Consider the following 25,173-nt stretch of genomic DNA (forward strand, 5'->3'; position numbering starts at 1 on the left):
TCAGCATGAAGCTATTTAAAACCGCTATCACCGCTTTACTTGCGCTTGCCGTGAGTTTGCCTGCACTTGCATCTGAAACGCCTAACCTAGACAAAATCAACGATCGTGGCTCTCTACGTGTCGGTATGTCGACTTTTGTTCCTTGGGCGATGCGTAACAAACAAGGCGATCTTGTTGGCTTTGAAATCGATGTAGCAAAACGTCTTGCTGAAGATTCAGGCTGGAAAGTTGAATTCGTACCGACGGCATGGGATGGCATTATTCCTTCTCTACTCTCGAACAAGTTTGATGTAATCATCGGAGGTATGTCTATCACTGAAGCACGTGCTAAAAGCGTTCTGTTCACTGAACCTTACTCTCATTCAGGCGTTCAACTCGCGGCTAATAAAAAGCTAGCAGAAGGTTTTACCCAAATCTCTGATTTTGATTCTCGCCGCGTAAAAATTGCTGCGCGTCGTGGTGCTTTCACGGTTCAAGTAGCTCGTGAAACCTTCCCGAAAGCAAAAGTCCTTCAGTTTGATGACGACGCTCAAGCGTTCCAAGAAGTGCTAAACGGCAATGCACACGCGGTTATCGCATCTAGCCCGAAACCAGAACACGAAGCGATCAAAAACGCAGATACGCTATTCATTCCATTTGAAGAGCGTCTGTCAAAAGGTAACGAAGCATTTGCTGTACGCCTAGGCGAAACAGACAAAACAGAGTTCTTTAACGCGTGGATCAAAGCACGTACTGAAGACGGTTGGTTGAAAGAGCGTTACGAGTACTGGTTCTCTACTCTAGATTGGCAAGATCAGATTGCTCAAGGCCAGTAATCTGAAGCTGAGTTCATCTTTTTAAGTATGGATTGGTCGAAGAATCAAGGCATTGCGCTATTTGCACTGCCTTCTCATCGACAACTTAAATCGCTTTGGATCCAAGCAACAATTCAATAATAATTAATGTTTAAACAGGAATGACGTGAGTAGTACTAGCGCATTATCAACGCCCAAGCCCAACCTTCACATGAAGCCTTGGTATCAACGCCTTAATCTCTTAGATGGTGTGTTGTTTGCCATCATTTGTGCGTTCGCAGGTTGGCTTTATTATCGTTCTTCTGTCGGTATTAACTATCAGTGGCGATGGGAAGACGCGTTCACGTTAATCTTTATTCCACCTTCTCAAGGCAGTATTCCTTATTTCTTTCAAGGCTTGGTCGCAACATTGCGTTTGAGCTTATGGAGCATGGTATTAGCGCTCTCTTTCGGCACACTGTTAGGGGTAGCAAGACACTCTAAGATCGCTTTCTTCAAAACACCGGCACTGATTTTCATCCAATTGGTTCGAAACATTCCTCCACTGGTGTTCGTGTTTATCTTTTATTTCTTTGTTTCTAACCAGCTGATCCCTCTGCTTGGCTTAGAAAGTATTTTACGTGAACATAATGGTGAGATTAACCAGCTTCAAGCCTTCTTTTTTGGCCCTGCTAACCTTTGGGAAAACTTAGCTTCTGGCGTGATCTGTATTGGCCTGCTCTCTTCGGCTTATATCGCTGAGGTGATTCGAGCTGGCTTAGAAAGCATTCCTAAAGGCCAATGGGAAGCAGCTGACTCTCTCGGCTTGTCGGCATTTTCTAAATATCGATATGTGGTAGGCCCACAGGTATTAACCGCGATTACGCCGCCCTTAGCGGGCCAAGCAATCTCGCTAGTCAAAGACACCTCGATTGTGTCGCTGATTTCGATTCAAGAAATGACGTTTGTTGGTACTGAAATGGCGAACTCTTCCGGTTTGATCTTCGAGATCTGGTTGATTGTAGGCTTCGTATATTTTGCTTTGTGCTTTGCACTTTCGCGCCTGTTCAAAGTGATTGAGCAACGTTCTAGTGCCTACCTTAATCATCAATAATAGAACGAGTAACACCACCAACTGAATACATTGATTCACCAGACTATTCATCACCCTTATCAATTTCACCTGATTGGTTTAAGCCATTGACCAATCAGGATTAATCCCCTCCAATTTCTTCTTCGAAACACAGCAAAATACTTGTCTAATCACTATACTTAAAGTATCGAACTACGTTGATTCATCTCAAGGACATCACTCAACATGGACAATCATAAAGAGAGAGCTTTTTACGCCGTTGTCGGCGCATTGGTTGGAGACGCCGCTTCCATGGGGCTGCATTGGTTGTATGACCAAGAGAGGATCTTACACGTGGCTGGTTTCGAGCCAGAATTTCGCTCACCGAACCAGTTCGATTATCAAGACAAAGGCCACTTCGCACACCAAGGAAAAACCGCTGGCGACCAATCGCAATACGGTGCTCAGTTATTGGCGATGGTCGATAGCCTAGTCGACAATCAACAATACGATGAAGCAAGTTATATCAAACATTTCCGATTCTGGTTTGATTTTGGTGGTAGTTGGCAAGGCTACATAGATAAAGCGACGCGCATGAGCTTGTTGAACATCCATCAATTAGAATTAGCAAATGCCCCTATTACAGCGTGTGGCGCAGACGATACACAGCTCCCTGCAGTATCAAAGATCATTCCATTAGTGGCGTGTACTTACACTTCTCACACCTTACCAGCAATGGTCGAAAGCGCGGTTCGAGTCACTAATAACAACGACAAAGCCGTGGAGTGGGCGCAAGCCATCACCCTGCTGATTCAAGCCGCGATTCAAGGTAATTCGCCGTTGCAGTCGGTAGAAATGGTGCGACAAACTTGTAGCAAGTTCATACACGATCAAATAGATGAAGCTTTAGCTGAGCCCGAACTTTCAATAACCGAAGCCGCAAAAAAATTTGGATTGCATTGTGAACTGAATGCCGCGTTCCCATTGCTGATTCGCATCATTGCTGGCGCTCAAAGCTTTAAACAAGGCATTCGCGACAATATCTTATGTGGCGGTGATAGCTGTGGCCGCGCGATCGTGATTGGCGCGGTCTTAGCGGCCTGTTTCTACGAAGAAGAGGGTGGAATTCCAACGGAATGGCTAAACCAAGTCGACCTCAATGGCGGTGTATTGTCTTTGCCTATTGAGTGATTTCCACAATAACGAATAAAACTAAAGCGCCTTTCGATTCCTTGCTCGAGAGGCGCTTTTCTTTTCACTAATAGCTTAAAGTAATCACTAAAACGAATAACTTAAATTAATGCTTTAAACGATCGACTTAAAAGATAGCTTCAGTTATGGGTGCTAAACTTTGCGGATCCCTACGACCGCCAGTTTATCGCTCTAACCAAACCTAAAAACTAGAGCCTTCTCTAGAATTGATAAGCAGCGGAAAGCTTGTAGTTACGACCTGGTTCATAGTCATCCAAGGTAAAGCCTCTTGCGGTACCCGAACGAGACGCGTGTGAGGTGTATTGCTCATCAAACACGTTATCGATACCAAAGGTGACAGACAATCCATCCACATTTGATGGCACCCACTGAGCATACAGGTTATGAACGTCATAGCCTTCTTTGATCGGCTGACCATCGAATACATTGTCTTCATCTTTAACAAACATTGAGTTCCATCCAAAGATAGTCTCAAGAGCTTCAGACTGATAGTCGAGCGTTAGCGTGATGCTGTCACCCATATCAATGCTGCGACCATTACCACCCGCGACAGCACCGCCTGTGTCTTTGTTTTTCGTATCTGAGCGCGCGTAAGAGAGCTTGCTGTTAAACATCTCGTAGCCATAAGACAAGCTAGCTTCGAAACCTTTTATCTCAACGTCACCTAAGTTGTAAATCAGGTAACTCTGGTTTGCAGGCTGGTACTCTTCGGCAATGTAATCATCGATATTGGTTTGGAACACAGTTAAGTTTGCGCCGATAAAGTGGTTATCTAAACGTTTGTCGAAGCGCACACCACCTTGCGTGTTCTGTCCTGTTTCGGCCTTGATGTCGTCAGCTAAGAACGCAGCATCTTGATAAGCAATAAAGGTTTCCATCAACTCTGGGCCTTTGAACAGCGAGCGCGTACTGGCAAACAGCGTCCAATCTTGAGTCATATCCAATTGTGTTGCCAACGACCATGTCATGTCGTCAAAATCGTCGTTACCGGTTTCAGCTTTACGTTGATAATCATCAAAACGGACGCCCGCGGTGATAGAAAAGGCTTGGGTAAAGTAGAACTGATCTTCAACAAAAAGTGCGGTTGAAATTGCTGACTCGTCCATAAATTTACTGCTGCCGTAATAGCTACTTGATGACTTGTCCATATAATCAAAACCATAGGTCGCGATATTATCAAACGACATTAAGCGGTACTCCGATTGGAACTTAGCATTCAAGCCAAAGTTTTGGTTCTTAGCGGTGTTATTGGATAAACGATTCGATGGCCAACGTGGTGCCATAACGCTTTCATCACGCTTAATCTCAGTCTCCGTGTTGTACAAGGTCACGTTACCTTGATGACTTTCGCCACGTAGCTCATAACTTGCCGTAATAGTGTCACGGTCGTAATCAGTTGGAATAAGGATGTCGCTAGATAAGCCTTCGTTAGCACCACCTGACATATCAGGGCGCGGGCTGTAATCACCACTATCACGATACAGATCATAAGAAAGTTCAAAGCGGTGTAAGTCACTTGGCTCAAAGCCAATCTTACCTAAAATGTTGTAAACATCCCCTTCTGAGCCAAAGGTTTCATTGCCGTCACCGTCTTCGAAGTTATCACGGCTCATGTAATGGCTGTAAAGCATGGCATCGACGTTATCTGACAGCAAACCATACACAGTTAATGAACCTTGCTGGCTTGAGTTGGTCGCGTAGCCGCCATAAATACGAGCGCCAAAACTCTCGTCGTAACGAAGCAAGTCTTTGGCATCTTTGGTTTCAAACAGTACTGAGCCACCTAACCCATTTTGCGTGACCGAGTTATTACCCACTTGGATATCCGCTGACTTCAAGATGTCCGGGTTTAAGGTCAGATTACCAATATGGTGAAACATGTTTGCGTGTTGAGAAGCGCCATCCAGTCGAATGTCTAAGTCAGTTTCACTTAGTCCACGAATAGTAATTCGTTGGTTCACCGAGTGCGTACCCCCAACATCAACACCTGGGATTTCACGCAACAGATCTGACATGTGGTCAGCTTGTTTGAGTGACATGTCACCGGCAATGATCGATTCGGTGTTGCTAGACACTCTCGTTCCCCACACTACCACTTCATCAAAGTGCGATGTGTTCTCCTCTGCAATCACAGGGCTGCTGAACGCGCTGGCAATGGCAATACAGAGGGCTGAAAGCTTGATTGTTGAGTTGACTGGGCTTTCCATAAATTCAATCCTAGATGTAAATGATAATAATTCGCAAACATGATAGGGTTGTAATTTATAAATGCACAGATGATTTGCTTATGCAGAAACGCATAGGTGTTATGAGGAACGGTCAAATGAGTGAAGTAACGTCAGAGCAAGCTAAACTTACCGAAACGACTGTGGCGAAAGCGAATGTGATAGTCAAAAAGTCTACATTAACCAAGAAAGTCGCTCTCACCAAAAAGCTAGAACAGACTGAAAAGCAGATCATCGTAACGCAAGGCCAAACCAAGCAAACGTCACTTGCTGAGGGAAAATTCCTTTCTTACCAATACAACGACCAGATATTCGTGCATGGCGGTCGTTGTATTGAATTGGTCGACAGCAACATCGTATCGACCGCTCACTCCGCCATCCTGATTACGATTCTTCTTGAAGGAAAACTCACCTTTGGCTACGACGACCTGGAGTTCGATCTCGATGCCAGTACGGGGCCACAAGGTGTGGTGGTCAATCTTGCGAAACCGGCTAACTTTAGACGCTCTTTAATCCAAGGCAACAAGATGAATAAGGTAAACATCTTGGTTAAGCCACAATGGGTAGAGCCTCGTTTAAGCGATCACTGTTCTAGCAAATCATTCCTAGATTCACACAAGGCGTTTTACGAATTAGAGCTAAATCCTGACATCATTCAACTGACGAACACATTAACCAGTCAAGCGACACCGACTAATTTTCAAGACAAGTTAGTAGTAGAAACACTCACCCAACAATTGCTCGCGCTAACCCTGTCGCAGATGCCCATTCAATGTTGTCAGCAGTGTACTTCCGACGATGACCTCATAAGTGCAACTAGCGCAGACCTAGGCTTCACTTCATACAATACAAACTCGAGTGAAAATATTGAGAAGCCCAATACATCAAAAACATTCGATGCCAAAATTGAGGACATCATCAGCTATATTGAAATCAACCTAGATCAACAGCTCAGCCTTGAAAGCATCGCGAGTCAATTCTCGATGAGTATCTCCAATTTACAACGTCGATTTAAGCAGTCTTATAATCTAACCATCAACGGCTATATTCGCCAGCGACGCCTAGATATCGCGCGACAGCACTTAGAGCGCGGCTTGGTTTCGATAACCGAAGCAGCCTATGAGGCGGGTTACCAGCACCCTTCTAATTTCACCAGTGCCTTTAAGAAAGCCTTTGGTGTTCCACCCCATGCGCTTGCCAAAAACTCAGTATCAAGAACGAGTTAAATTCTGACGCAACATAGCTTTTGGTTATTAATTATTGGCTATTTAAAGCTGGAACACATTGTGATAACTCATTCTTCAGCCAAACCACAAACGGGTTTTCGGGTTTATCAAGGTTGTCATCTTGTGTAAGCAATATGTACTGATGACCGGAAGGAACAAAGCCAAAGGGGGCGATTAAGTTACCTCTATTCAAATCATCAACCACCAAAGGATAAGAACCAAGAGCTGCACCTAGCCCATCAACGGCAGCTTGAAAACAAAAATAGAAGTGCGCAAAGGTCTGGTTTGAAATAGCTTGCGACACTATTCTGCTATCCAATTCGCTATCTTTGGTGATGGATGCCCAGTGGCTCCAAGCGTTTGGTCGCGTGCTGCTATGTAGCAGTTTCACATCGGCTAGCTTGTCTTTGACTTGTTGCCAGTAATCAGGCGAGAACACTGGGCCAACCCATTCTTCGACTAGCGGTATCTTTTTGTAGTGCTCAGCTAAGTTAAAGTCGTCTCGGCGAATTGCCATATCGAGCCCAGTCGCTCCTAATGTCACAGGTCCACCCGCGGTAGACAAGCGAACATCAATTCCGGATTCGTTATAAAAGTCACCGAGTCGAGGCATTAACCAACGCATGGTCAATGTGGGTTCACACGAGACTTCCAACGCTTGATGATTCAGCTGATTAAGCTTATGGACTCCAGTCTCCAATGCTTGAAACGCTTGCTTTGTATAACCTTTGAGTAGTTCACCCTCTTTAGTGAGACACACATTCCTACCCTGTTTATAGAACAAGGCGTGGGATAGGTGATTTTCCAATACCTTAATCTGCTTACTCACCGCTCCATGGGTAATGTTTAGCTTTTCTGCCGCTTCACTGTAACTGCTCGAATGCGCTGCTACGTGGAAAATATGAAATGCTTTCAAATGTCTCATGTGTGATTTTTTCTCACAGATAGATGGAATTCATTTCGATTATAGGCAGCAATAAAAAACCATACAATGCCAGTTCATCAAATATAAAGAGTTGGAGTCATTATGGAGTGGTTGAGCCTAGCAGTATTGGGACTACTAATTGTTATAAGCCCTGGAGCTGATTTTGTTTTAGTTTTGAAAAACAGTGTCAATCAAGGAAGACAAGCAGGGATTTGGACGGCGATAGGTGTGAGTTTAGCCATTTGTGTTCACATCAGTTATTCAATGCTTGGAATCAGTTACTTAATCTCACAGAATGAGCAGCTGTTTGACATAATCAGATACGCAGGTGCAGCCTACCTTATTTATCTAGGACTAAAAGGTATCTTGAGTACGGACAACAAGCTTGCACCTTTGGAAGGAACAAGGCAAAGCACCAGTGTTTGGCGCTATTTAGCACAAGGCTTTTTGTGTAACGTGCTGAATCCAAAAACCATGTTGTTCTTCTTAAGCATTTTCAGCCAAGTCATCTCACCCGATGCTGAGAACCAGCATGTCGCTCTCGGTTATGGGTTGTACATGATAGTTCTTCATGGATTGTGGTTTGGAATTGTCGCAATGTTGTTTACTTCAAAGACTTTGCAAAAACACTTGTTGAAAGCCAAGAAAAGGCTCAATCAAGCGTGTGGAGTTGGATTGGTATCTTTTGGCTTAGCGCTAGCATTAAAATAACCCGATGAGTCACAGTAACTATGGCAGCAATAAAAGCTGCCATAGTGATGAACTTAATTAGCCTTCAAAGCCACCCACTTCCCATTTATTACTCACTTCGTTCGTTAGTAGATTCTGGAAATGCACAACGTCTTGCGATTGCCAAATACCAACGTTTAATGCAAAAGACCGATCTTCATCTTGAGTCGCGTGAATAAAATTTGAAGACATCGTTATTGTGTTCGCCTTGATGGTATGTTCAGTTTCTAGGTCAAGACTGAGATACGACCTACCATCGTTAGCAACAAGGCCACGACGCATATTGCATCGAAACTGAGTTAATACATAGTTGCCCGGTTTGATACCATCAAACAGTGCGTACTTCGTGTCTTCATACACAAATACACGTAAGGTTTGTGGTTCAGAATCAACTAATTTACCTTCGACTTTTTCTTGTATATCAAACGAAAACGTTACGCATGGGTAAGTTGAATCGTACTTAGAGATGTTGGTCGCGATAGCTAATGCGCCGTTACCTTTTGGCTCTGACAAGGTGTCGGTAGCCGAAGTAGGAATACTTTTGCAACCCGAAATACTTACAGCTGCAGCGAATGCAACAATCAGAAACTTATTCATATAAAGCCTTTATTCTTATCAATATAATTATTCGGCGACCCTATCATTAAAAAATCAAACCGAAAACGTTAATTCATAAAATATTGATATGGTTGGCATTATTTTATAGGAATACTAACAATTCTCTTATTTAACTGCCCCTCCAAGCAAGCTCTCCCTTATCGCGTTTAACTATCGTGTTTGATAGAAACCAACTTGTTCAGGTTTCACGATTTTTTCACTAACACCTACTTATCATTTTATGGAGCATCGTTCTTTATTTTCAACGATGCTTTCTTGTTTTCTAAGTTGAGGTAAACGTGCAAAATTTTCGTCAAATCGTTGAGCTTTCAAATGCTGTACACCCGAATACCAAAGGTTTAACCCGAATCAAGAAAAATCTGCGCTTTACACTATGGGGAGTTATGAACCCAAAGATCATTCGAAAAGTGTATCAGCTTAAAGAGAAAAACAATCTATCAACCCTTCTAGAGAAGAATCCGAAGATCTTTGAAAAGCCACTAAAACCATTCATTTGTGTAGGAATCAAGCCTAAAACACGTGCTTCGTTGCTGCATTCTCACTTCGAACTTTTAGAACAAACATTTGGTTCAAATACAGTGCATCTGCACCTTTCTAACTTTGAGCTTCTGATCTTTGCAGATAGAAATGGGGATGAGTTCAGGATTGAGACTTTCTCGGGAGAATCTCGTGAAGGCTCTTTGGGGATCCGACTCCTCGAGGCAAATACTGGGCTAACTATTTACTCGGTCACCTTCAATATCTCTGATAATAATGGGTGTCGCACCATGCACATCGGCTGCCTACAGGGTACCAACAAGCGAATCACCAGCAGCCAAGATAAGATCAAAGAGCTAACGCGTTCGTTACACGGGCTAAGACCAAAATCACTGATGGTTGAACTAGCAATTATGTTTGCTAATTACATGAAGGTTGATGATATTTTAGCGGTTTCGAATAAAGGTCATATCTACCAAGCGATGCGCTATATCGGCTCTAAACGTGGTGCAATAACATTTGATTACGACACACTATGGACTGAGAATGGCGCCTCTTTGGTCGATAAACATTGGTTTTCCTTGCCCATTAAGCCTCTTCGTAAAGACACTGACACATTGAAAAAGACCAAACGTCGCTTGTACACAAAACGCTATGATTGGCTTAAGCAAACTGAAGCGCAGCTCATTTCACGGTTAAACGACATTAAATCTGCTCCCAAGTTACATTAATTGTTGATAGAAGCGGCCTACTAGATGATATCCAGTGGCTTTATCATTTCACTATCAGGGAAGATGGTGTCTAGCTGCTTCGTTTTTATAGATAGGTGTTGACCAAGTACACCTTTAATTACACCTCGCATATCAGTCGTTGGTTTGAGATCTCGCCCTTGATACAGATCCTTTGGGCTTAATCCCGGCCAGTTTGCAATAACTTGCCCCCCAGAGCTACCTGTACTCGATACGTTTGAAGCCTTGTTAGCCATAGCCCCACCAGCAACCAACATGACATTACCAGTTCCATGATCGGTGCCTTTTGTACCGTTTTCCTTCGCTGTTCGACCAAATTCACTGGCGGCGATAATCACTGTGTTATTCCAGCGTGAACCTAACGAGTCCTTAAGAGCCGCTAATCCTGCATCCAGAGTTTTAAGTTGGGTGCTCAATCTACCATTTACGATGCCTTGATTCGCGTGAGTATCCCAACCACCAAGCTCTAAAGCAGCGATGTTTGGTCCGTTATCCGCAGATAAAATATCGCCCGTTTTTCCCATCAATGACTTAAATTGCTTGCCAACGCCTTGATCGCCCACCAACTCATCTATCTTCATTACACTTTCGAAATTGGCAGACAGCATTTGGTCACTCTGAAAAAGTTCTTCAAGTAGCTCGGTTTGTTTGTCGCGTGTTTTTAAGCGGTTTGGATACCAACTGGCTACTGTAGATTCACCTTGCATGATTAACGGCAAGCCTGAATCAATTGCTATTCCATCATACTTTTCTGAGCTTAACGTGAGTAAGCGGTTAAGCCATCCATGCGTATTAAAGGGATCGGAAGTACCGTTTTCTAGTATCTTCTGTCCATCAAAATGTGAGCGTTCTCGGTAGGCGGTTGAACACGCGTGAACGAAGCTGAGCTCTTTGCTTTCGTACCATTGGTGGCATTGTTTTAGAGACGGATGCAATCCAAAGAAGTTATCTAACTTCAATAGCTGATCGGGCTTCAAACCGATATTCGGTCTTAGTTCTGAATAATCAGGATCAGCATAAGGCACCACAACATTTAACCCATCCATCGCGCCACGCAGTGATATCCAAATAAAGATATTGTCTGAGCGTGTTTTGGCAAAACTTGGAAATGGCAACATTGCACTCATACCAACCGCTGCAGCAATGCCCATAAACTGACGACGATTGATACTTTGTGGGCCGTTATTCTGTGGCTTATTACTCTGAGAACTATTCGTATTTTTCATACCCACTCCTAACGATATTGAAACTGTGGGCTTAGCCACAACAGAGAAAGTTGCATTGCGGCACTGTCGGCTTTGTTCAATACAATTTGGGTGTGTTCATCAATCGCATCGCCGTATAAAGCTGCGATCACGTTATCCACTACTGCCTTTGGTTTTTCACCTGAAGATTTCGCTGACTTTATCGCGATTGAAGCGAGCCTATTCGCCACTTGCATACGTTGGGTCAATGCCGATGGGCTGTTGTAATCTCGGTCTTGATCCGACCATCCGGCAGGTGAACCCGGTTTAAAAGGTGGTTGGCCTAGTGTATTGAGGGTATTCAGTGCCTGCTTATCATTAAGAGGAATGTCAGCACTGCGAAGTACCGCAAATAGCCACTCTTTCGGTGGTCTGAACCGATTGGGTTTGGGTTCATTTGCCTCTGTGCTCTCCAGTAACAAACGATAAACAGGCTGTAACTCGCCTTCACCTTTTAGATATATCGCGACCATTTGTTCTGAGAGCTCTTTAGGCGTGTCACCAATAAAGTGCTGACATAACTTATCAACTAAGTGTTTGGCTGTGTTTTCATGTGTTGCTAGCATTTGTAAACACGACTCACCTTGCGAGATACCTTTTTGGGAATAGGACTTTCCAAGTAAGGTGATACTTCCTGGCTCATGCAGGTTATTGGCGAATCGAAAACCAGCATCAGGAGATTTGAATTTAATGCCCCAGCCTGAAATAGATTTTGCTAAGGCAATGACATCTTGCTGAGTGTAAGAACCGTTAACGCCGAGTGTGTGGAGTTCTAAGATCTCACGAGCGAGGTTCTCATTTAGCCCCTTATTGCGGCGCTTTCCAACTTTTGAATTTGGTCCAATAGAGAGTTGATTGTCGAGATAAAGAAGCATCGCAGGATGTTTAGAAGAAGCCATCAGCATGTCGCTGAAATTACCATTCCAATGCTCGCGAACCACATCATTTTCAATACTTGCAGCTAAGGGCATCAGCTTTCGATTGTCGACCGAGATGGCGAAGTGATTGCTCCAAAATTGAATAATGCGCTCTTGAAAACCATAAGGCGTTTCAACACTTTGCAGATGGCGAGCTTGAGATTGTTGCCGGTAATGAGTTCGAAGAAAGGACTGCGCCTCTTTCTTCATGGTTTGCATCTTTTGCTCGTCACCCTTGGCTTTCTTTCGCTCTTCACGATTTTCACCAACGGTTATCAGGATAGATTCCGTTGTGGGTAAAGCTTGAATGGACTGATGAATAAATGGCTTTTTATCCAACTGTTCCAAAGGGGAATAATAGACTGTCTGGCCTAATTTAGGGCCAAAACCAAATCTCTGCTCACCCAGGATTTTTGAAGTCGGGTAATAATTCATTGCACACTCCCTTACGCTCAATCTGTTCTAAGTGTAATCGCTTAGTCATCAAGCATAGGGAGCTTTACAAGGTTTTACGTTAGATGGGTGTCAACTGCCTATCAAGTTACGGACACGGTGTGATCATTTTGAATGGATGTCTATTTACGCCACATATAAACAAACTGGTCGTTTTGCGAGGTGATTTCAAAGCCAAACCTGAGATACAACTCCCCAACCCGGTTACCTTGCAGATAACATAGCTCTACTGGCTTATTGAGCTTGGCAGCGTGAGCCAAACAATCAGTCAAAACTTGGCTTCCAATACCCTTACCATGATATTCAGGTAGCAAGAAAAATCGGCAAAAGTAGAAGTGCTCACCTTTATCTTGCAACAACACACTACCAATCGCTTTGCCCTGATATTCAATGATTTCAGGCCATTCTTCTGCCCACTCTTCAGCATGTATATCTCGCTGAACTTGCTCATCCCAACCAAAGACAGCTTTAATAGGTTCAAACTCTGCCGCCTTTTTCAGTTCGAACAGAAATTCATAATCTGATGGCTGAGCGGGTCTTGTCGAATACTTCAAAATACCTCCAACAATAAATGGCTATGGCTTCATTTTGGTTTAGACGGGACACGGTAACCCCCGATAAACCAACAAATGCCACCTTGAATGTTTATGTTCGGTCTAATTGGTAACGTAGGACTTCGTGTCTGTCTTGCTCTGAGTAAAAGGTATTCAGGAACTGACCACTGCACTTCTCAATCACCTTTTGCGAAGCAATATTGCCTCTCTCACAGGTAATGATAGCGCTTTCGGTCAATACATGACGTTGAACCCAAGACAACATATGACTTGCGACACCCCGCCCTCTGGCTTGCGACAGGGTCTCATACCCGATATGTCCAATGACATCGTGAATGTACGGACTGGTGCCATGCCGAACTCTTATCACACCAAGAATACGTCCAAGCTCCAAACAAAAATAAGTAGATGCTGGCGTCCACCCTTTAGGCAGGCACTCACCTTTTGAATAAGCAATTCGTCTTTCTAAATAGGCATCACTGCCATCAGAAATACCAGTATAGATCTCGAGTCCATCATCAATACAAGCTTGTACATAATGGTGGAACGCATTTGAGTGCGCCATGTCAGCTTTGACTATATCCATATAAATTCTATTCCTGCCTAGTACTTGCCTGACTATGCACTAAGCCCAACGCTAGGCTAAGTGCATGGTGTACTCTTGGTGCCCTGTGTGCTCATCAGCTTGTTCAGTCACGATTTCAAAGCCTTGAGATAGGTAGAACTCAATGGTCGCTTGATTCTCTTGGTACACATTCAAAGACAAATTCGGGCATTCAAGCTTGGCATGTTGCATGAGCTGTTTCCCGATGCCACAACCTTGATGCTGCGGGCTCACAAAGATCGCCGCTAAGATCCCTTCATAGAGCGAATAAAAGCCACGAACTTCCCCATCACCTTGGAACACGTATGTTCGTGAGGCAGGTAGGTAGATATCGCGCATATTGCCCACTTGTAACTCCCAAAATTCAGGCGACATGAAGTCGTGTGCCTTAATGGAAGCCGTGAGCCAAATATCTAGAACCGTTTCGGTGTCGGCTGCGCTGTATTCTCTGATCATTTTGATTCTCTAACGTTTAATGCAACTGTATTTGCCAGTCAGTATGCTCCGAAGCGGCCCCAAAATATTGAAGATTTACGACAATTGTTCGAAAGAATGGTTACTGCTTTTTCACGTATTTCGCTGTTACCAACATTTCACCGCCACCATCAAGCTTGCAATCTAACTGGTGATCCTTGCCTTCATTGATGCGACGAATCACTGCTTTAGTACCGATTTTCAATACGCTAGAACTGCCTTTCACTTTTAGATCTTTAATGAAAGTAACTTTGTCGCCGGTATCTAACACTGCACCGTTAACGTCCTTAACACGCGCGGCCTCTCTTTCTAGACGCTCTTCTTCTGGGTTCCATTCGTAGGCACATTCGGGGCAGATTAGGTTGTTTTGGTCTTGATAGACGTATTCAGATTGGCATTGCGGGCAAGGAGGTAAAGACATACGTTAATACTTCATTTAAATAGAATTTGCGTCCATTTTAATGACTCTTGTTTGGCTTAGCGAGCATAAATCTAACAAGTTTCTTGGGGAGTTCATTATCTTAAAAAGAACAGTGCCCAAAACGAACAAACACAGCCGATAAGCTGTGTTTGTTAAAAGGTTTGAGAAGCGGAACAGCTTAGCGTTCAACTTTTGGTGAGTAAATGGAGTAAGCGGTGATTTGCCCTGCCACGATTGCCGAGAACATGAATAACGCAGACAAACCAATACTTGGAATCGGCAAAATCGATTGTTCAAACACTGACTGGCTAGCACTCACTAATACTCGGCTACCCGGAACCAAGATGATGATCCCTTGCACGATATAAATAGAGCCCGTGAGCTCCATCTTCTTGGCAATCCAAGTTCCGTACAAAGTAATAAGAACCGTCGTGACCCAAGTGCCTACAACCCAACCACTATCAAAACCTAGATAGAACGGTCCCCACATACCGAGAACCGCAACTGGTAAGCCAAGCAAGATGTCTTTCGGGCGTGCATTGAACATCACACCGATAGATACAGAGATCAGCACCAAGCCAGATATATGCATCCACATCGGTACCGCATTGGTATAGTCGATGGAGACCGCTTGTCCCCATATCGCTTCACCAATATTGAGCCCCATAATTATCCCGACAAACAGCTTTATCAGGGTTAAGGCACTCTGCCCTAACAAGCTAGTACCAGAAACTAGATCATTAAACGCCAAACACTCTAATGCGTTGGCTATGGATAACCCGGGGACGAACAATACAATAGAGGCGATACACAGCGCCCACACCGGAATCGGTAACCCTGTGCTTGCCAAAAAGGCTACGAAAATACCCGTTAACAGTGCCGAGATGAACTCAACCGCAATAGCGCGACGTGAATGAAGAACTTGCTGACATACCCAAACCATCAAACCCAATAACGCAGAAAAGCCGACCGCTTCCAACGTACTGCCCACCAGCATTAAATACGCAGGCGGTATACCCATATTAGCAAGAGCAGTCACAAATTTAGAATAACCGACAGGCTCAGGGACAGGCTCACTGCTTGGCTGGTTAATGCGAATGATTGTATTGGCCAACAAACTCAGGTTAATAGAAGCAGGCTTTAGACGCTTAAGAATAACGGCGTTGTTATCGTCTGGAAATTGATAGTTAATCGCAGTTGGCGTTGCTTGGATCATCACATCAACACCATGCTTTTTTGCATAGAATTGAGTGTATTTCTCGAGCTTGTAAGGAGCACAGCCACTGCGATGAAGAGTGTCACCAATTTCAACAATTTTGTTAATTCGGAACTGAGAAGGCATGGGTATTTTAGGGGAGACAAAATGTGCGGCAAATGTACCAAACGATAGACGGAATGACGAGACTTTTGCGTGAATTATCAACTGAACTCGTTACTTTTTTCTGCAAACGCTTAGAAGTGTCTATAACTCTACTCATTTGGGATTGGTTTGCTGAATATTATGACAGGTTGATAAGTTAAATCTATGCATTCAGATTGTTATTAACGGACTCAAAAATACGAATAAAAATCAGTTTATGTTAACACTTAAAATTCCTTAATTTTCATGAATTTTATGACAACTCAACACCGCCAAAGTGGATTTATAAATCAAAGAGAACTCATCACAAAAGCAGCATGGAATTTACTGTTATTTCTCGTCCTCCTTATAAGGAGATTTTAGTCACATTTTATTCACTCTGAAAACGCCGAACATGATTGAAAAACTAGCGGTGTGGTGGTTATGCGAGCACTTAGAATAAAAATGAAAGAAAAAGGTTTCGTTTTCAGTTAGATGTGGCATTATCAATCTCGTTAAGACGATGTGCGTACATCGTATAATGGCTATTACCTCAGCCTTCCAAGCTGATGATGCGGGTTCGATTCCCGCTGTACGCTCCAGTCTTCTTGATGCCTCAGTCTTACTCATAAGACAGTGTGCGTGCATCGTATAATGGCTATTACCTCAGCCTTCCAAGCTGATGATGCGGGTTCGATTCCCGCTGCACGCTCCAACTTCTCCTGAAGATTCATTACGAGCTTTCTTCCAGCGTCACCCTATTCAAAAACGTCTCCGTTCGTTAAGTCCATAGTCATTAATCTATACTGACTAAACCTATTTATTTAAACCTCGATTGACCAACCAACGCTAATTCACCAGCTCGCTCTATTAACTCCTTAAATCGTTTCGTATTTCTTGTACTTGTCCAAATCACACATTGCAGCTCAGCTTTAAATGATTTTCAAAATTGTTCCAATTTAATAATCTCGGTCAATATCCGAAAAAACAGTTGTGTTAATGTGCGCCCATTAGCAACAACCCATAAATAATAAAAATGTTTAAAAGCAATGAGTTAACAATTAACATCGAAGCAATTAATGTCGCTCTAGCAAAAGTTGAGAATGCCAATAAAATTCAGCTAGATACATTGAAAGGTTATGTGAACCGCGAACCTGAACAGGCTGTACTGGCTTTTCGATCGCTGAATGAAGCAGAATCAATCGACGATAAGTTTAAAAAGATCATGGCAGAGCTACCGCACCTAAGTGGCGAAGCACACCACCTGCTTGAAACTTCTATCTTGCTACAGTGACTATGAATAAAGATAAGCCTCAACGAATATTTCTCAGCAAAGCACTTTGAGTATAAGTTAAGACTTATCTTTAGTTTTCAAGCCCTCATAGAATTATCAAATCCCACACAGAGCTATTGATTAACGTCTAAAGCGTTATCGACTTCACCATACCCGCTTCTGCGTGACCAGGAATATTGCATGCGAATTCTACGTTGTTATCACCATGGAAGTGCCAAAGCAGTTGCTTCGCCTTGCCAGGTTTAACGGTAACAGTGCTACCGGAATCGTGCGCATGGTTACCCATCTTTTTCATCATTTCACGATGCTCTAACTGCTCTGTTGCAGAACCAATAGAGAACTCGTGGTCAATCTTACCGGTGTTCATCACTACAAACTGAACCACATCATTGGGCTCAATATCGACTTTATTTTTGAAAGTGATTTTCATATCGTCACTTAGCAGAACGTGAACGACTTTATCTGGCTTAGCTCCCTTAGCAGGCATACCCACTTCAGACATGCCTTCCATATCCATCATTCCGTCCATGCTCATCATTTTTGAATGATCCATTTTGCCATTCTTCATCATTGAATGATCCATCTTAGAGTAGTCCATCTCGCCATTTTTCATCATCGAGCCGTCCATCATAGAGTGATCCATTTCACCGTTCTTCATCATTGAATCATCCATCTTAGAGTGACCCATTTCAGCAAAAGCTGTCGCAGTAGTTAGCGTTAGGGCAATAGCAATCATCGTTTTTTTCATCATAATTCCTTAACTTTCTCGTCGTTTAATCACTTAAGTTATTCTGCTTTAGTGATAGAGTTTGATTTGTCCTTACCCATTTCAGAATGGATAAGGACAGTAATATTCATTTTAATTAGTGAGTTACTTATTCAATTCCTTTTCAATCTGGGTAATTTCACGCTGTTTCCATAACTTAAAGATTGCAGGTAACACCAGCAGAGTAAGCAGTAGCGCAGACGCCATTCCCCCTATCATCGGCGCAGCTATTCTCTGCATAACTTCCGAACCTGTGCCTTCGCCGTACATGATTGGAATCAAACCGATAATGACGGTAAGCACGGTCATCATTACAGGACGAACTCGAAGCCCTGCCCCCTCACGAATGGCATCGGTTAAATCAGTAAGTTGAAGTTTTTGTTGGTTCTGTTCGGCATCGAGTTTTTTGTAATGCCACGCCTGGTTGAGGTACACCAACATGATGACACCTATCTCTACCGCAACACCGGCTAGCGCGATGAAGCCAACACCCACCGCAATTGAGAAGTTGTAGTTGAGGACATGCATCAGCCAAAGACCACCCACCATCGCTAGCGGCAGTGTCAGCATGATCATCATGACTTCCCCGACACGACGGAAACTTAGGTAGAGCAACAACATAATGATGGCAATGGTGATAGGAACCACCACACTCAAGCGCTCTTTTGCGCGCTCCATGTATTCATATTGGCCAGACCAAGCGAGCGAGTAACCCGCAGGCAATACGACTTGCTCAGCAACCACCTTTTGCGCTTCAGCGACATATGACCCAAGATCACGACCATCAATATCAACGAACACCCAACCATTAGGACGCGCATTCTCTGTTTTGATCATTGGTGGACCGTCTTCATAACGAATGTCTGCGACATCAGATAGCGCAATACGAGCTCCATTTGGTGTCACCAATGGCAAACCCTGTAATTTCACGACTGAATCTCGGTAATCTTGTGGGTATCGAACGTTGATTGGATAGCGCTCCAGCCCCTCCACAGTTTCACCTACATTCATCCCACCAACAGCGGTTGAGATAACCTGCTGAACCTCTTTGATGCTCAATCCATAACGAGCTGCTGAGCGGCGCTTGATGTCTATCGTGACATAGCGTCCACCAGCTACACGCTCGGCGTATACAGAAGCCGTTCCGCTGACACCATTTAAGATAGGTTCAAGCTGAGAGCCAATGTCCTCAATGACACTAAGATCTGGACCTGCGATTTTGATGCCGATTGGGGTTTTGATGCCCGTCGCTAACATATCGATACGAGTTTTGATTGGCATTACCCAAGCATTGGTTAAACCAGGGAACTGAATCAGCTCATCGAACTCTTTACGCAATGACTCCGTAGTGACACCGTCACGCCACTCATCGCGAGGTTTTAGCTGAATAACCGTTTCAATCATGGTCAGAGGTGCGGGATCCGTTGCCGTTTCTGCACGTCCGATTTTTCCCCATGTAGTTTCAACTTCTGGGATGGTTTTAATTAACTTGTTGGTTTGCTGGAGCAATTCACGCGCTTTACCTATCGAGATCCCTGGATAAGTGGTTGGCATGTACATCAAGTCACCTTCATCCAAAGGAGGAATGAACTCACTACCAAGCTTACTGGTTGGGTAATACGCAGAAGCCATCAAGCCTAGCGCGATGACAATCATCACTTTTGGATACTTAAGGCTTAAGTTGAGCAATGGCTTATACATCGCGACTAAACTACGGTTCACGGGGTTTTTGTGTTCAGGTAGTACGTTGCCACGAATGAAGTAACCCATTAGCACTGGCACAAGCGTGATCGCTAAACCTGCTGCTGCAGCCATTGCATACGTTTTAGTAAACGCTAGAGGCGAGAACATCTTGCCTTCTTGCCCTTCTAACGCGAACACAGGCACAAAACTCAAGGTAATGATGATGAGTGAGAAGAACAGCGGAGCACCGACTTCTTCTGCCGCTTTACCAATCACCTGCCAACGGTTCTTATCGGTCAACGGCGTTCGTTCTATGTGTTTATGAACGTTCTCTATCATCACAATAGCACCATCCACCATCGCACCAATGGCTATGGCGATACCACCGAGGGACATGATGTTCGCATTAATGCCCTGCCAGTGCATAACGATGAACGCCCCCAAGATACCAACAGGTAAGCTCAGTGCGATAACCAAAGACGAACGAATGTGAAATAGAAACAGCGCACACACAATCGCCACGACTAGGAACTCTTCGGCTAGCTTTTTCCATAAGTTTTCAACCGCAGAATCAATCAGAGTTGAACGGTCATAGGTGGCGACAATTTCAACGCCATCTGGTAAACCGGCTTGCAGCTCTGCGAGTTTATTCTTAACAGAGTCAATCACTTCACTGGCATTTTCGCCAAAGCGCATCACGATAACGCCACCAACCGCTTCACCTTCACCATTCAATTCAGAGATACCACGACGCATCTGCGGACCAAGGTTAATGTCGGCAATATCACCCAATAGCAACGGTGTACCTTTGTCGGTCACTTTTAATGGAAGTGATTGGATGTCTTCAATACTCGTCAGGTAACCCGTAGTGCGAACCATGTGCTCAGCTTCAGCAATTTCAACCACCGAGGCACCGGTTTCTTGATTACCGTTTTGGATCGCCATATTGACTTGCTGAAGCGTTAAGTCGTAAGCACGCAGCTTGGCAGGATCAATCTGCACCTGGTATTGCTTCACCATGCCGCCCACGGTCGCCACTTCAGAGACGCCATCGACAGTTTGTAGCTCGTACTTCAAGAACCAATCTTGCAGGCTACGAAGTTCCGCAAGGTCGTGCTGACCTGTTTTGTCTTGCAATACATAGCTGTAAACCCAGCCCACACCGGTTGCATCTGGCCCTAATGTTGGCTTAGCACTTGATGGTAGGTTAGGTGCAACTTGACTTAGGTATTCCAATACACGTGAACGCGCCCAGTACATGTCGGTATCATCATTGAAAATAATGTAGACATACGAATCACCAAAGAAAGAGTACCCACGAACTGTTTCAGCTCCCGGTACAGCCAGCATGGCGGTGGTTAATGGATACGTTACCTGATCTTCGACCACTTGCGGCGCTTGACCCGGATAACTGGTTTTAATGATCACCTGAACATCAGATAAATCAGGGATAGCATCGACGGGCGTATTTTTAACGCTGTATAGACCACCAAACACTATCGCCATGGTCGCGACCAGAACCAAGAATCGGTTACTGATAGACCAACGAATGATTGCATTGATCATAGTGTACCCTCACCTGCTTCTAAAGATTTGAGTACATAATCAGAACCTTGCTTGGCCACTAGAAACCGAATCGGTTGACCCTCAGAAAATTCGGATAGGTCAAGGTCTTCACTCGCTTGGAAGTTCATTTCTCCGGCCTTCCAATCCCACTCTGGTACGGGCTTGTGATTTACCGTAAGCATACCGAAGTCCGCCATCAGCATTGTGATTTGTCCTTTCACCCAAACTTCGCCCGCCATTTGGTGTTCGTTGACCTTGTAGTCAACAACCTCATATTGACCTGATTCTGTCTTCATCATTTCAAAATCAATAACTTGACCACGCTTAACGTCACTCATGTCTAAACCTTCGGCAAAAGTAAAATTCATTACCATGCCCGGCCATTCCCACTCAGGTACAGGTTGGTGATTGATGGTCACCATGCGACTACCTTGCATCACATCCGAAATTTCACCTTTTGCCCAAACCGTTTCGGCTTGCTCTTCCACACCATTAATTCGAGACAGATCAGCGGACTGGCTAGATTCCGAATCAAGCATGAAGTGTGCAGATGTAACAATCTTTTCGCCTTGCTCAAGGCCTTGTAGAACCTCAACCTTGTCACCAGCTTCACGGCCTACCTCTATTCGTGCAGAGCGATATTTACCCTCACCTTCAGAAAGCACAACTCGCGTCATGCCACCGGAATGAATAACCGACGACCTTGGTATTGTAAGTACGACATCATCACTAATTGGTTTCAGCGCGATATTTGCGAACATGTTCGGTTTAAGCTCGCCATTTGGGTTAGAGAACTTCAAACGCACGCGCAAGGTGCGAGTTTTAGGATCAAGGATGGGATACACGTAATCCACATTCCCCTGCCACTCCTTGCCGGGAATCGCGTCCAGCGTCATCTCTGCATTGCTGCCAAATGAGATCCAGTGAGCTTGACGTTCAAACACTTCGGCATCGACCCACACCTCATTGAGAGGCCCAGCACTGATTACCGCTTGCGCCGGCGAAAGATAACCACCTTCTCGGATGTTGAGACTCGCGATAACGCCATTCGCGGGAGCTTTGATTTCTATGGTTTGCGAGGCCTTGCCTTGGCGAGTAATCGAACGTATCTGAGCTTTATCTACACCTAAGGTAATCAAGCGTTCAGTCGAGCCTTTGATCAACCCTTTACGACCCGTTTTATAAGCACTTATCAGTTCTTCTTGGGCTTTGACAAGTTCTGGAGAGTAGAGAGTGAACAGTACATCACCCTTATTCACCTTCTCTCCGACAGCATTGATATAAAGCTTCTCTACCCAGCCTGCTGCCCTTACATTGGTTTGCCATAACGTACTTTCGTCAAACGCCACATAACCAACGGTTTCAATTCGTGGTGACAAAGCTTCAAACTCAACACTCGCTGTTTTCACACCAAGATTATTTTCCACTGATGAATCAATGAACACGGTGCCAGCCTTGTCTGTACCACCACTTAGGTCATCGGCATACACCGGGATTAGATCCATTCCCATTGGTGACTGGCCTGGCTTGTCACGCTGATAATTGGGATCCATTGGCGCGACCCAATACAGTGGTTCGTTGCTTGCATCCTCAGCCGAGCTCGCCGCACTTGCGCCGCCCATTGCTGACATATCGTGAGTTGAATTCAAGAGAAAGTAGTTCGCACTAAAACCTAATGCACCACCGACCAATAAAGCGATTGTCGCGACTTTTACTGATTTCATTATCTATTCCTTATTGATTGGTTGGAGCGGCAAGTTGTGGCTGTTCAACCTGATATTCAAAGCCACTGATTAAAGCTGCGAGCTTGCTATTAACGATGTTGAGATCGGTGATCAAGCGCTGTTGTTCAAGTTTCAAGGCAAGCTCGTCAGCCGTTGCGGCGATAACGTCATTAAACTGCGCGGTATTGTTTTGATAACCTCTTTCCACTGCACTGATTCGAGCGGTTGTCTGTGGAAGCAAGGTACGTTGATATCGCTCTAAACGTTGAGAAAGGTTCGACCTATCCACTAATAACGCATTCACCTGAGCGTTCATTTGAGAAAGTAAGGTGTCCTTTTGGGATTTGGCTGCCCCAACTTGATACTGAGCTGCAGACAAGTTCTTGTCTTGGCGATTGCCAGTAAACAGTGGGATGTCGACCGTTAGGTAAGCGCTGACAAGATCAGAAGCAGGTTCACCCGCCATGTTGTTTGCTTGTCGATGGGCATACATTACTTCCACACCAAACTGAGGCGTATAAGCTTGCTCAGCCAACTCAACCTGAGTTTGATTCGACGAAATAGTCGCATCGACGATCTTAACTAATGGATGATTGGTTAGTAGTTGATAGTGCTTGGTAGATACAGTGTTCTCGGTTCCCGCTAATTTGCTTTCCAAACTTGTCCAATCAACTTGGTTAGTAGCATGAAGCACGCCCTGGGAGTCAATAGCTTGAGAACCTAACCAATCAGAGCCCAACCATTCAGACAGCTGAGAGATCAGACGACGTTGAACTTGCTGATTAGCTTGCAGTTTTTCATCAATCTTACTGACTTGAAGCTGAGCATTGAGCAAGTCTTGCGCTTCACTTTTACCAATCGAGTAATTGGTTTGGACATAGTTTTCTAACTCGACCAATAGGCGTCGGTTTTCACGCATAACGCTTTCAGAGACTTGTTGATAGCCCAGTTCAAGCCAAAGCTGCGTCATGCTATTAGCAACGGTAAGTTCACGAGCCTGTACTTGAAGAGCTATTCCATCCGCTTGCTGACCCGCTTTTTTCTGCTGAAGATCAAGCGTATTACCACGCTCAAACTGCTGCATCAAACCGACAGAGATATTGGTCATTGGGTCTTCATCAAACTGAAAGCTATCAACGGGTAGCCCGCCAAATCCGACTTTCAATTTAGGATCCATTAAGGTCGCGCTCGCGACACCTGTTTCTCTCATCGCTTGCGATTGGGCGAAATACTGCTTTCGGTTACTGTCTTGGTTCAGTGCTATCTCAATCAACATATTAAGTTGCTGTGTTGAGCTCTGTTGATCAGCTTTAGTCGTGAGTTCTGAAGCTCGTGCTGAGTCCGAAACAGCAGCTAACGCAGCACTTGAAAACAAGGTTGCAGGTAGCGTAACACTTGAAACAAAGGCAGCAGCGACCACGACACTCGCGTTTATTCCAAACACGGAGGTTGTTGGTTTTATATTCACAATGAATGTCCATATCTAGCGTTAAATAACGCATATAAAAGATTGGCGTATCAGATTTATGAGTCTGATATCGCTATGTTTTTAGATATAGATTTATGCGGTAGGCGGGCGTAACAAAGATTGAGCACGTGCGACTTTCTGGCCAATAGTGACAGATTGAAAACGAGCTAGAGAATAGGCAAAGAGATTAGCGGCTTGAATAGCCTGAATTGGGTGTGAAGCGGTAGAGCAAACAGAAGCACAGCAGTCAGCGCCTGAGCAGTGACTTCCCATCATGTTGTCACCATCTTCGCTCGCCGAAGGCATATGACATTGAGTCATAAAGGCCTGAGCATCCATATTGGAGTGTTCAGCGTGTGATTCGGTGTTCATGATATGACATCCTGCCATCATACCGTTCGCTGAATCGTCACTGTGGTAACAAGCCGACTGGCTCGAACCCATTTGAGCAGTCATCATATTGGTCATCATGACTGATGAGCTTGAGGCATAGCTAGACATCAACATTGCAATAATGCTGAACACAGTAATCCAAGTTGTTCGGAATGTGTTTGTCATAACTTACCTTTAAATTTATAGCGCAACTATAAACGTTCCCCTTAGGGTAAGGTCAACCCGAAAGGGCAAATATTTGATGAAATTGATAATAACTGCTGCATA

22 protein-coding genes and 2 tRNA genes are annotated in these 25,173 nt (G+C 44.3%); 9 read left to right on the forward strand and 15 right to left on the reverse strand.

Annotation, left to right across the window (positions count from 1 at the left end; all coding sequences use genetic code 11):
- The first annotated feature begins 5 nt into the window (after positions 1 to 5).
- The 3 genes from IHV80_RS22455 to IHV80_RS22465 all read left to right on the forward strand — a co-directional run bounded on the left by IHV80_RS22455 (position 6) and on the right by IHV80_RS22465 (position 3,036).
- Entirely contained in the window at positions 6 to 815 is an 810-nt protein-coding gene (locus tag IHV80_RS22455) for a transporter substrate-binding domain-containing protein (protein ID WP_192891034.1), read from the forward strand.
- Between the two features lie 145 nt (positions 816 to 960).
- Positions 961 to 1,887: an amino acid ABC transporter permease gene (locus tag IHV80_RS22460; RefSeq protein ID WP_192891035.1), complete on the forward strand. Its 927-nt coding sequence runs from the start codon at positions 961 to 963 to the stop codon at positions 1,885 to 1,887.
- 204 nt (positions 1,888 to 2,091) lie between these two features.
- Complete coding sequence (locus IHV80_RS22465; protein WP_192891036.1) at positions 2,092 to 3,036, forward strand: ADP-ribosylglycohydrolase family protein; 945 nt, start codon at positions 2,092 to 2,094, stop codon at positions 3,034 to 3,036.
- 221 nt (positions 3,037 to 3,257) lie between these two features.
- On the opposite strand, the gene IHV80_RS22470 is transcribed toward IHV80_RS22465, so the two are convergent.
- Positions 3,258 to 5,264, reverse strand: a complete 2,007-nt coding sequence (locus IHV80_RS22470; RefSeq protein WP_192891037.1) for a TonB-dependent siderophore receptor — start codon at positions 5,262 to 5,264, stop codon at positions 3,258 to 3,260.
- Positions 5,265 to 5,284: 20 nt separating this feature from the next.
- Between IHV80_RS22470 and IHV80_RS22475 the strand changes: the two genes are divergently transcribed.
- Positions 5,285 to 6,508, forward strand: coding sequence for a helix-turn-helix domain-containing protein (locus IHV80_RS22475; RefSeq protein ID WP_192891038.1), 1,224 nt, complete (start codon positions 5,285 to 5,287; stop codon positions 6,506 to 6,508).
- 31 nt (positions 6,509 to 6,539) lie between these two features.
- On the opposite strand, the gene IHV80_RS22480 is transcribed toward IHV80_RS22475, so the two are convergent.
- Positions 6,540 to 7,433 (reverse strand): LysR family transcriptional regulator, encoded by an 894-nt coding sequence (locus IHV80_RS22480; RefSeq protein WP_192891039.1) that lies wholly within the window; start codon positions 7,431 to 7,433, stop codon positions 6,540 to 6,542.
- A gap of 102 nt (positions 7,434 to 7,535) precedes the next feature.
- On the opposite strand from IHV80_RS22480, the gene IHV80_RS22485 reads away from it, so the two are divergent.
- On the forward strand, positions 7,536 to 8,144 hold the full coding sequence (locus IHV80_RS22485; RefSeq protein ID WP_192891040.1) for a LysE family translocator: 609 nt from the start codon (positions 7,536 to 7,538) through the stop codon (positions 8,142 to 8,144).
- A 57-nt stretch (positions 8,145 to 8,201) separates the two neighbouring features.
- Here the strand turns inward: IHV80_RS22485 and IHV80_RS22490 are convergent, their stop codons facing one another.
- The gene (locus IHV80_RS22490) at positions 8,202 to 8,759 is read right to left on the reverse strand and encodes a hypothetical protein (protein ID WP_192891041.1); all 558 of its coding nucleotides are present in this window, start codon (positions 8,757 to 8,759) and stop codon (positions 8,202 to 8,204) included.
- Between the two features lie 299 nt (positions 8,760 to 9,058).
- Here IHV80_RS22490 and IHV80_RS22495 point away from each other — a divergent pair, with 299 nt between their 5' ends.
- Positions 9,059 to 9,988 carry a VirK/YbjX family protein gene (locus IHV80_RS22495; RefSeq protein WP_192891042.1) on the forward strand — a complete coding sequence of 310 codons (930 nt, stop codon included), beginning with the start codon at positions 9,059 to 9,061 and terminating at the stop codon, positions 9,986 to 9,988.
- 20 nt (positions 9,989 to 10,008) lie between these two features.
- Here IHV80_RS22495 and IHV80_RS22500 read toward each other — a convergent pair whose 3' ends face one another.
- The 7 genes from IHV80_RS22500 to IHV80_RS22530 form a co-directional block, all read right to left on the reverse strand.
- Positions 10,009 to 11,232 carry a DUF1501 domain-containing protein gene (locus IHV80_RS22500; protein ID WP_192891043.1) on the reverse strand — a complete coding sequence of 408 codons (1,224 nt, stop codon included), beginning with the start codon at positions 11,230 to 11,232 and terminating at the stop codon, positions 10,009 to 10,011.
- A gap of 8 nt (positions 11,233 to 11,240) precedes the next feature.
- Positions 11,241 to 12,602 (reverse strand): DUF1800 domain-containing protein, encoded by a 1,362-nt coding sequence (locus tag IHV80_RS22505; RefSeq protein WP_192891044.1) that lies wholly within the window; start codon positions 12,600 to 12,602, stop codon positions 11,241 to 11,243.
- 140 nt (positions 12,603 to 12,742) lie between these two features.
- A complete protein-coding gene (locus IHV80_RS22510) occupies positions 12,743 to 13,174 on the reverse strand; it encodes a GNAT family N-acetyltransferase (RefSeq protein WP_192891045.1) in 432 nt (143 codons plus the stop codon).
- Positions 13,175 to 13,265: 91 nt separating this feature from the next.
- Positions 13,266 to 13,760 (reverse strand): GNAT family N-acetyltransferase, encoded by a 495-nt coding sequence (locus tag IHV80_RS22515; RefSeq protein ID WP_192891046.1) that lies wholly within the window; start codon positions 13,758 to 13,760, stop codon positions 13,266 to 13,268.
- 51 nt (positions 13,761 to 13,811) lie between these two features.
- Positions 13,812 to 14,234 (reverse strand): N-acetyltransferase, encoded by a 423-nt coding sequence (locus tag IHV80_RS22520; RefSeq protein WP_192891047.1) that lies wholly within the window; start codon positions 14,232 to 14,234, stop codon positions 13,812 to 13,814.
- A gap of 100 nt (positions 14,235 to 14,334) precedes the next feature.
- Positions 14,335 to 14,673, reverse strand: coding sequence for a zinc ribbon domain-containing protein YjdM (locus tag IHV80_RS22525; protein ID WP_076654025.1), 339 nt, complete (start codon positions 14,671 to 14,673; stop codon positions 14,335 to 14,337).
- A 178-nt stretch (positions 14,674 to 14,851) separates the two neighbouring features.
- The gene (locus IHV80_RS22530) at positions 14,852 to 16,015 is read right to left on the reverse strand and encodes a threonine/serine exporter family protein (RefSeq protein ID WP_004731486.1); all 1,164 of its coding nucleotides are present in this window, start codon (positions 16,013 to 16,015) and stop codon (positions 14,852 to 14,854) included.
- Positions 16,016 to 16,539: 524 nt separating this feature from the next.
- Here IHV80_RS22530 and IHV80_RS22535 point away from each other — a divergent pair.
- The 3 genes from IHV80_RS22535 to IHV80_RS22545 all read left to right on the forward strand — a co-directional run bounded on the left by IHV80_RS22535 (position 16,540) and on the right by IHV80_RS22545 (position 17,306).
- Positions 16,540 to 16,614 (forward strand) — tRNA-Gly (locus tag IHV80_RS22535).
- Positions 16,615 to 16,652: 38 nt separating this feature from the next.
- A tRNA-Gly gene (locus IHV80_RS22540) sits at positions 16,653 to 16,727 on the forward strand.
- 321 nt (positions 16,728 to 17,048) lie between these two features.
- Entirely contained in the window at positions 17,049 to 17,306 is a 258-nt protein-coding gene (locus tag IHV80_RS22545) for a hypothetical protein (RefSeq protein WP_192891048.1), read from the forward strand.
- 127 nt (positions 17,307 to 17,433) lie between these two features.
- On the opposite strand, the gene copI is transcribed toward IHV80_RS22545, so the two are convergent.
- From copI to IHV80_RS22570, 5 genes are all read right to left on the reverse strand, one after another.
- Positions 17,434 to 18,054, reverse strand: a complete 621-nt coding sequence (gene copI / locus IHV80_RS22550) for a copper-resistant cuproprotein CopI (RefSeq protein ID WP_192892204.1) — start codon at positions 18,052 to 18,054, stop codon at positions 17,434 to 17,436.
- Positions 18,055 to 18,177: 123 nt separating this feature from the next.
- Positions 18,178 to 21,321, reverse strand: a complete 3,144-nt coding sequence (locus IHV80_RS22555; protein ID WP_192891049.1) for an efflux RND transporter permease subunit — start codon at positions 21,319 to 21,321, stop codon at positions 18,178 to 18,180.
- A complete protein-coding gene (locus IHV80_RS22560) occupies positions 21,318 to 23,045 on the reverse strand; it encodes an efflux RND transporter periplasmic adaptor subunit (protein ID WP_192891050.1) in 1,728 nt (575 codons plus the stop codon). The genes IHV80_RS22555 and IHV80_RS22560 overlap by 4 nt, the downstream gene beginning before the upstream one ends.
- A 10-nt stretch (positions 23,046 to 23,055) precedes the next feature.
- Entirely contained in the window at positions 23,056 to 24,507 is a 1,452-nt protein-coding gene (locus tag IHV80_RS22565; RefSeq protein WP_192892205.1) for a TolC family protein, read from the reverse strand.
- Between the two features lie 99 nt (positions 24,508 to 24,606).
- Complete coding sequence (locus IHV80_RS22570; protein ID WP_086712716.1) at positions 24,607 to 25,071, reverse strand: hypothetical protein; 465 nt, start codon at positions 25,069 to 25,071, stop codon at positions 24,607 to 24,609.
- Positions 25,072 to 25,173: the final 102 nt, after the last annotated feature.

This window comes from Vibrio bathopelagicus (assembly GCF_014879975.1).
Lineage (GTDB): Bacteria > Pseudomonadota > Gammaproteobacteria > Enterobacterales > Vibrionaceae > Vibrio > Vibrio bathopelagicus.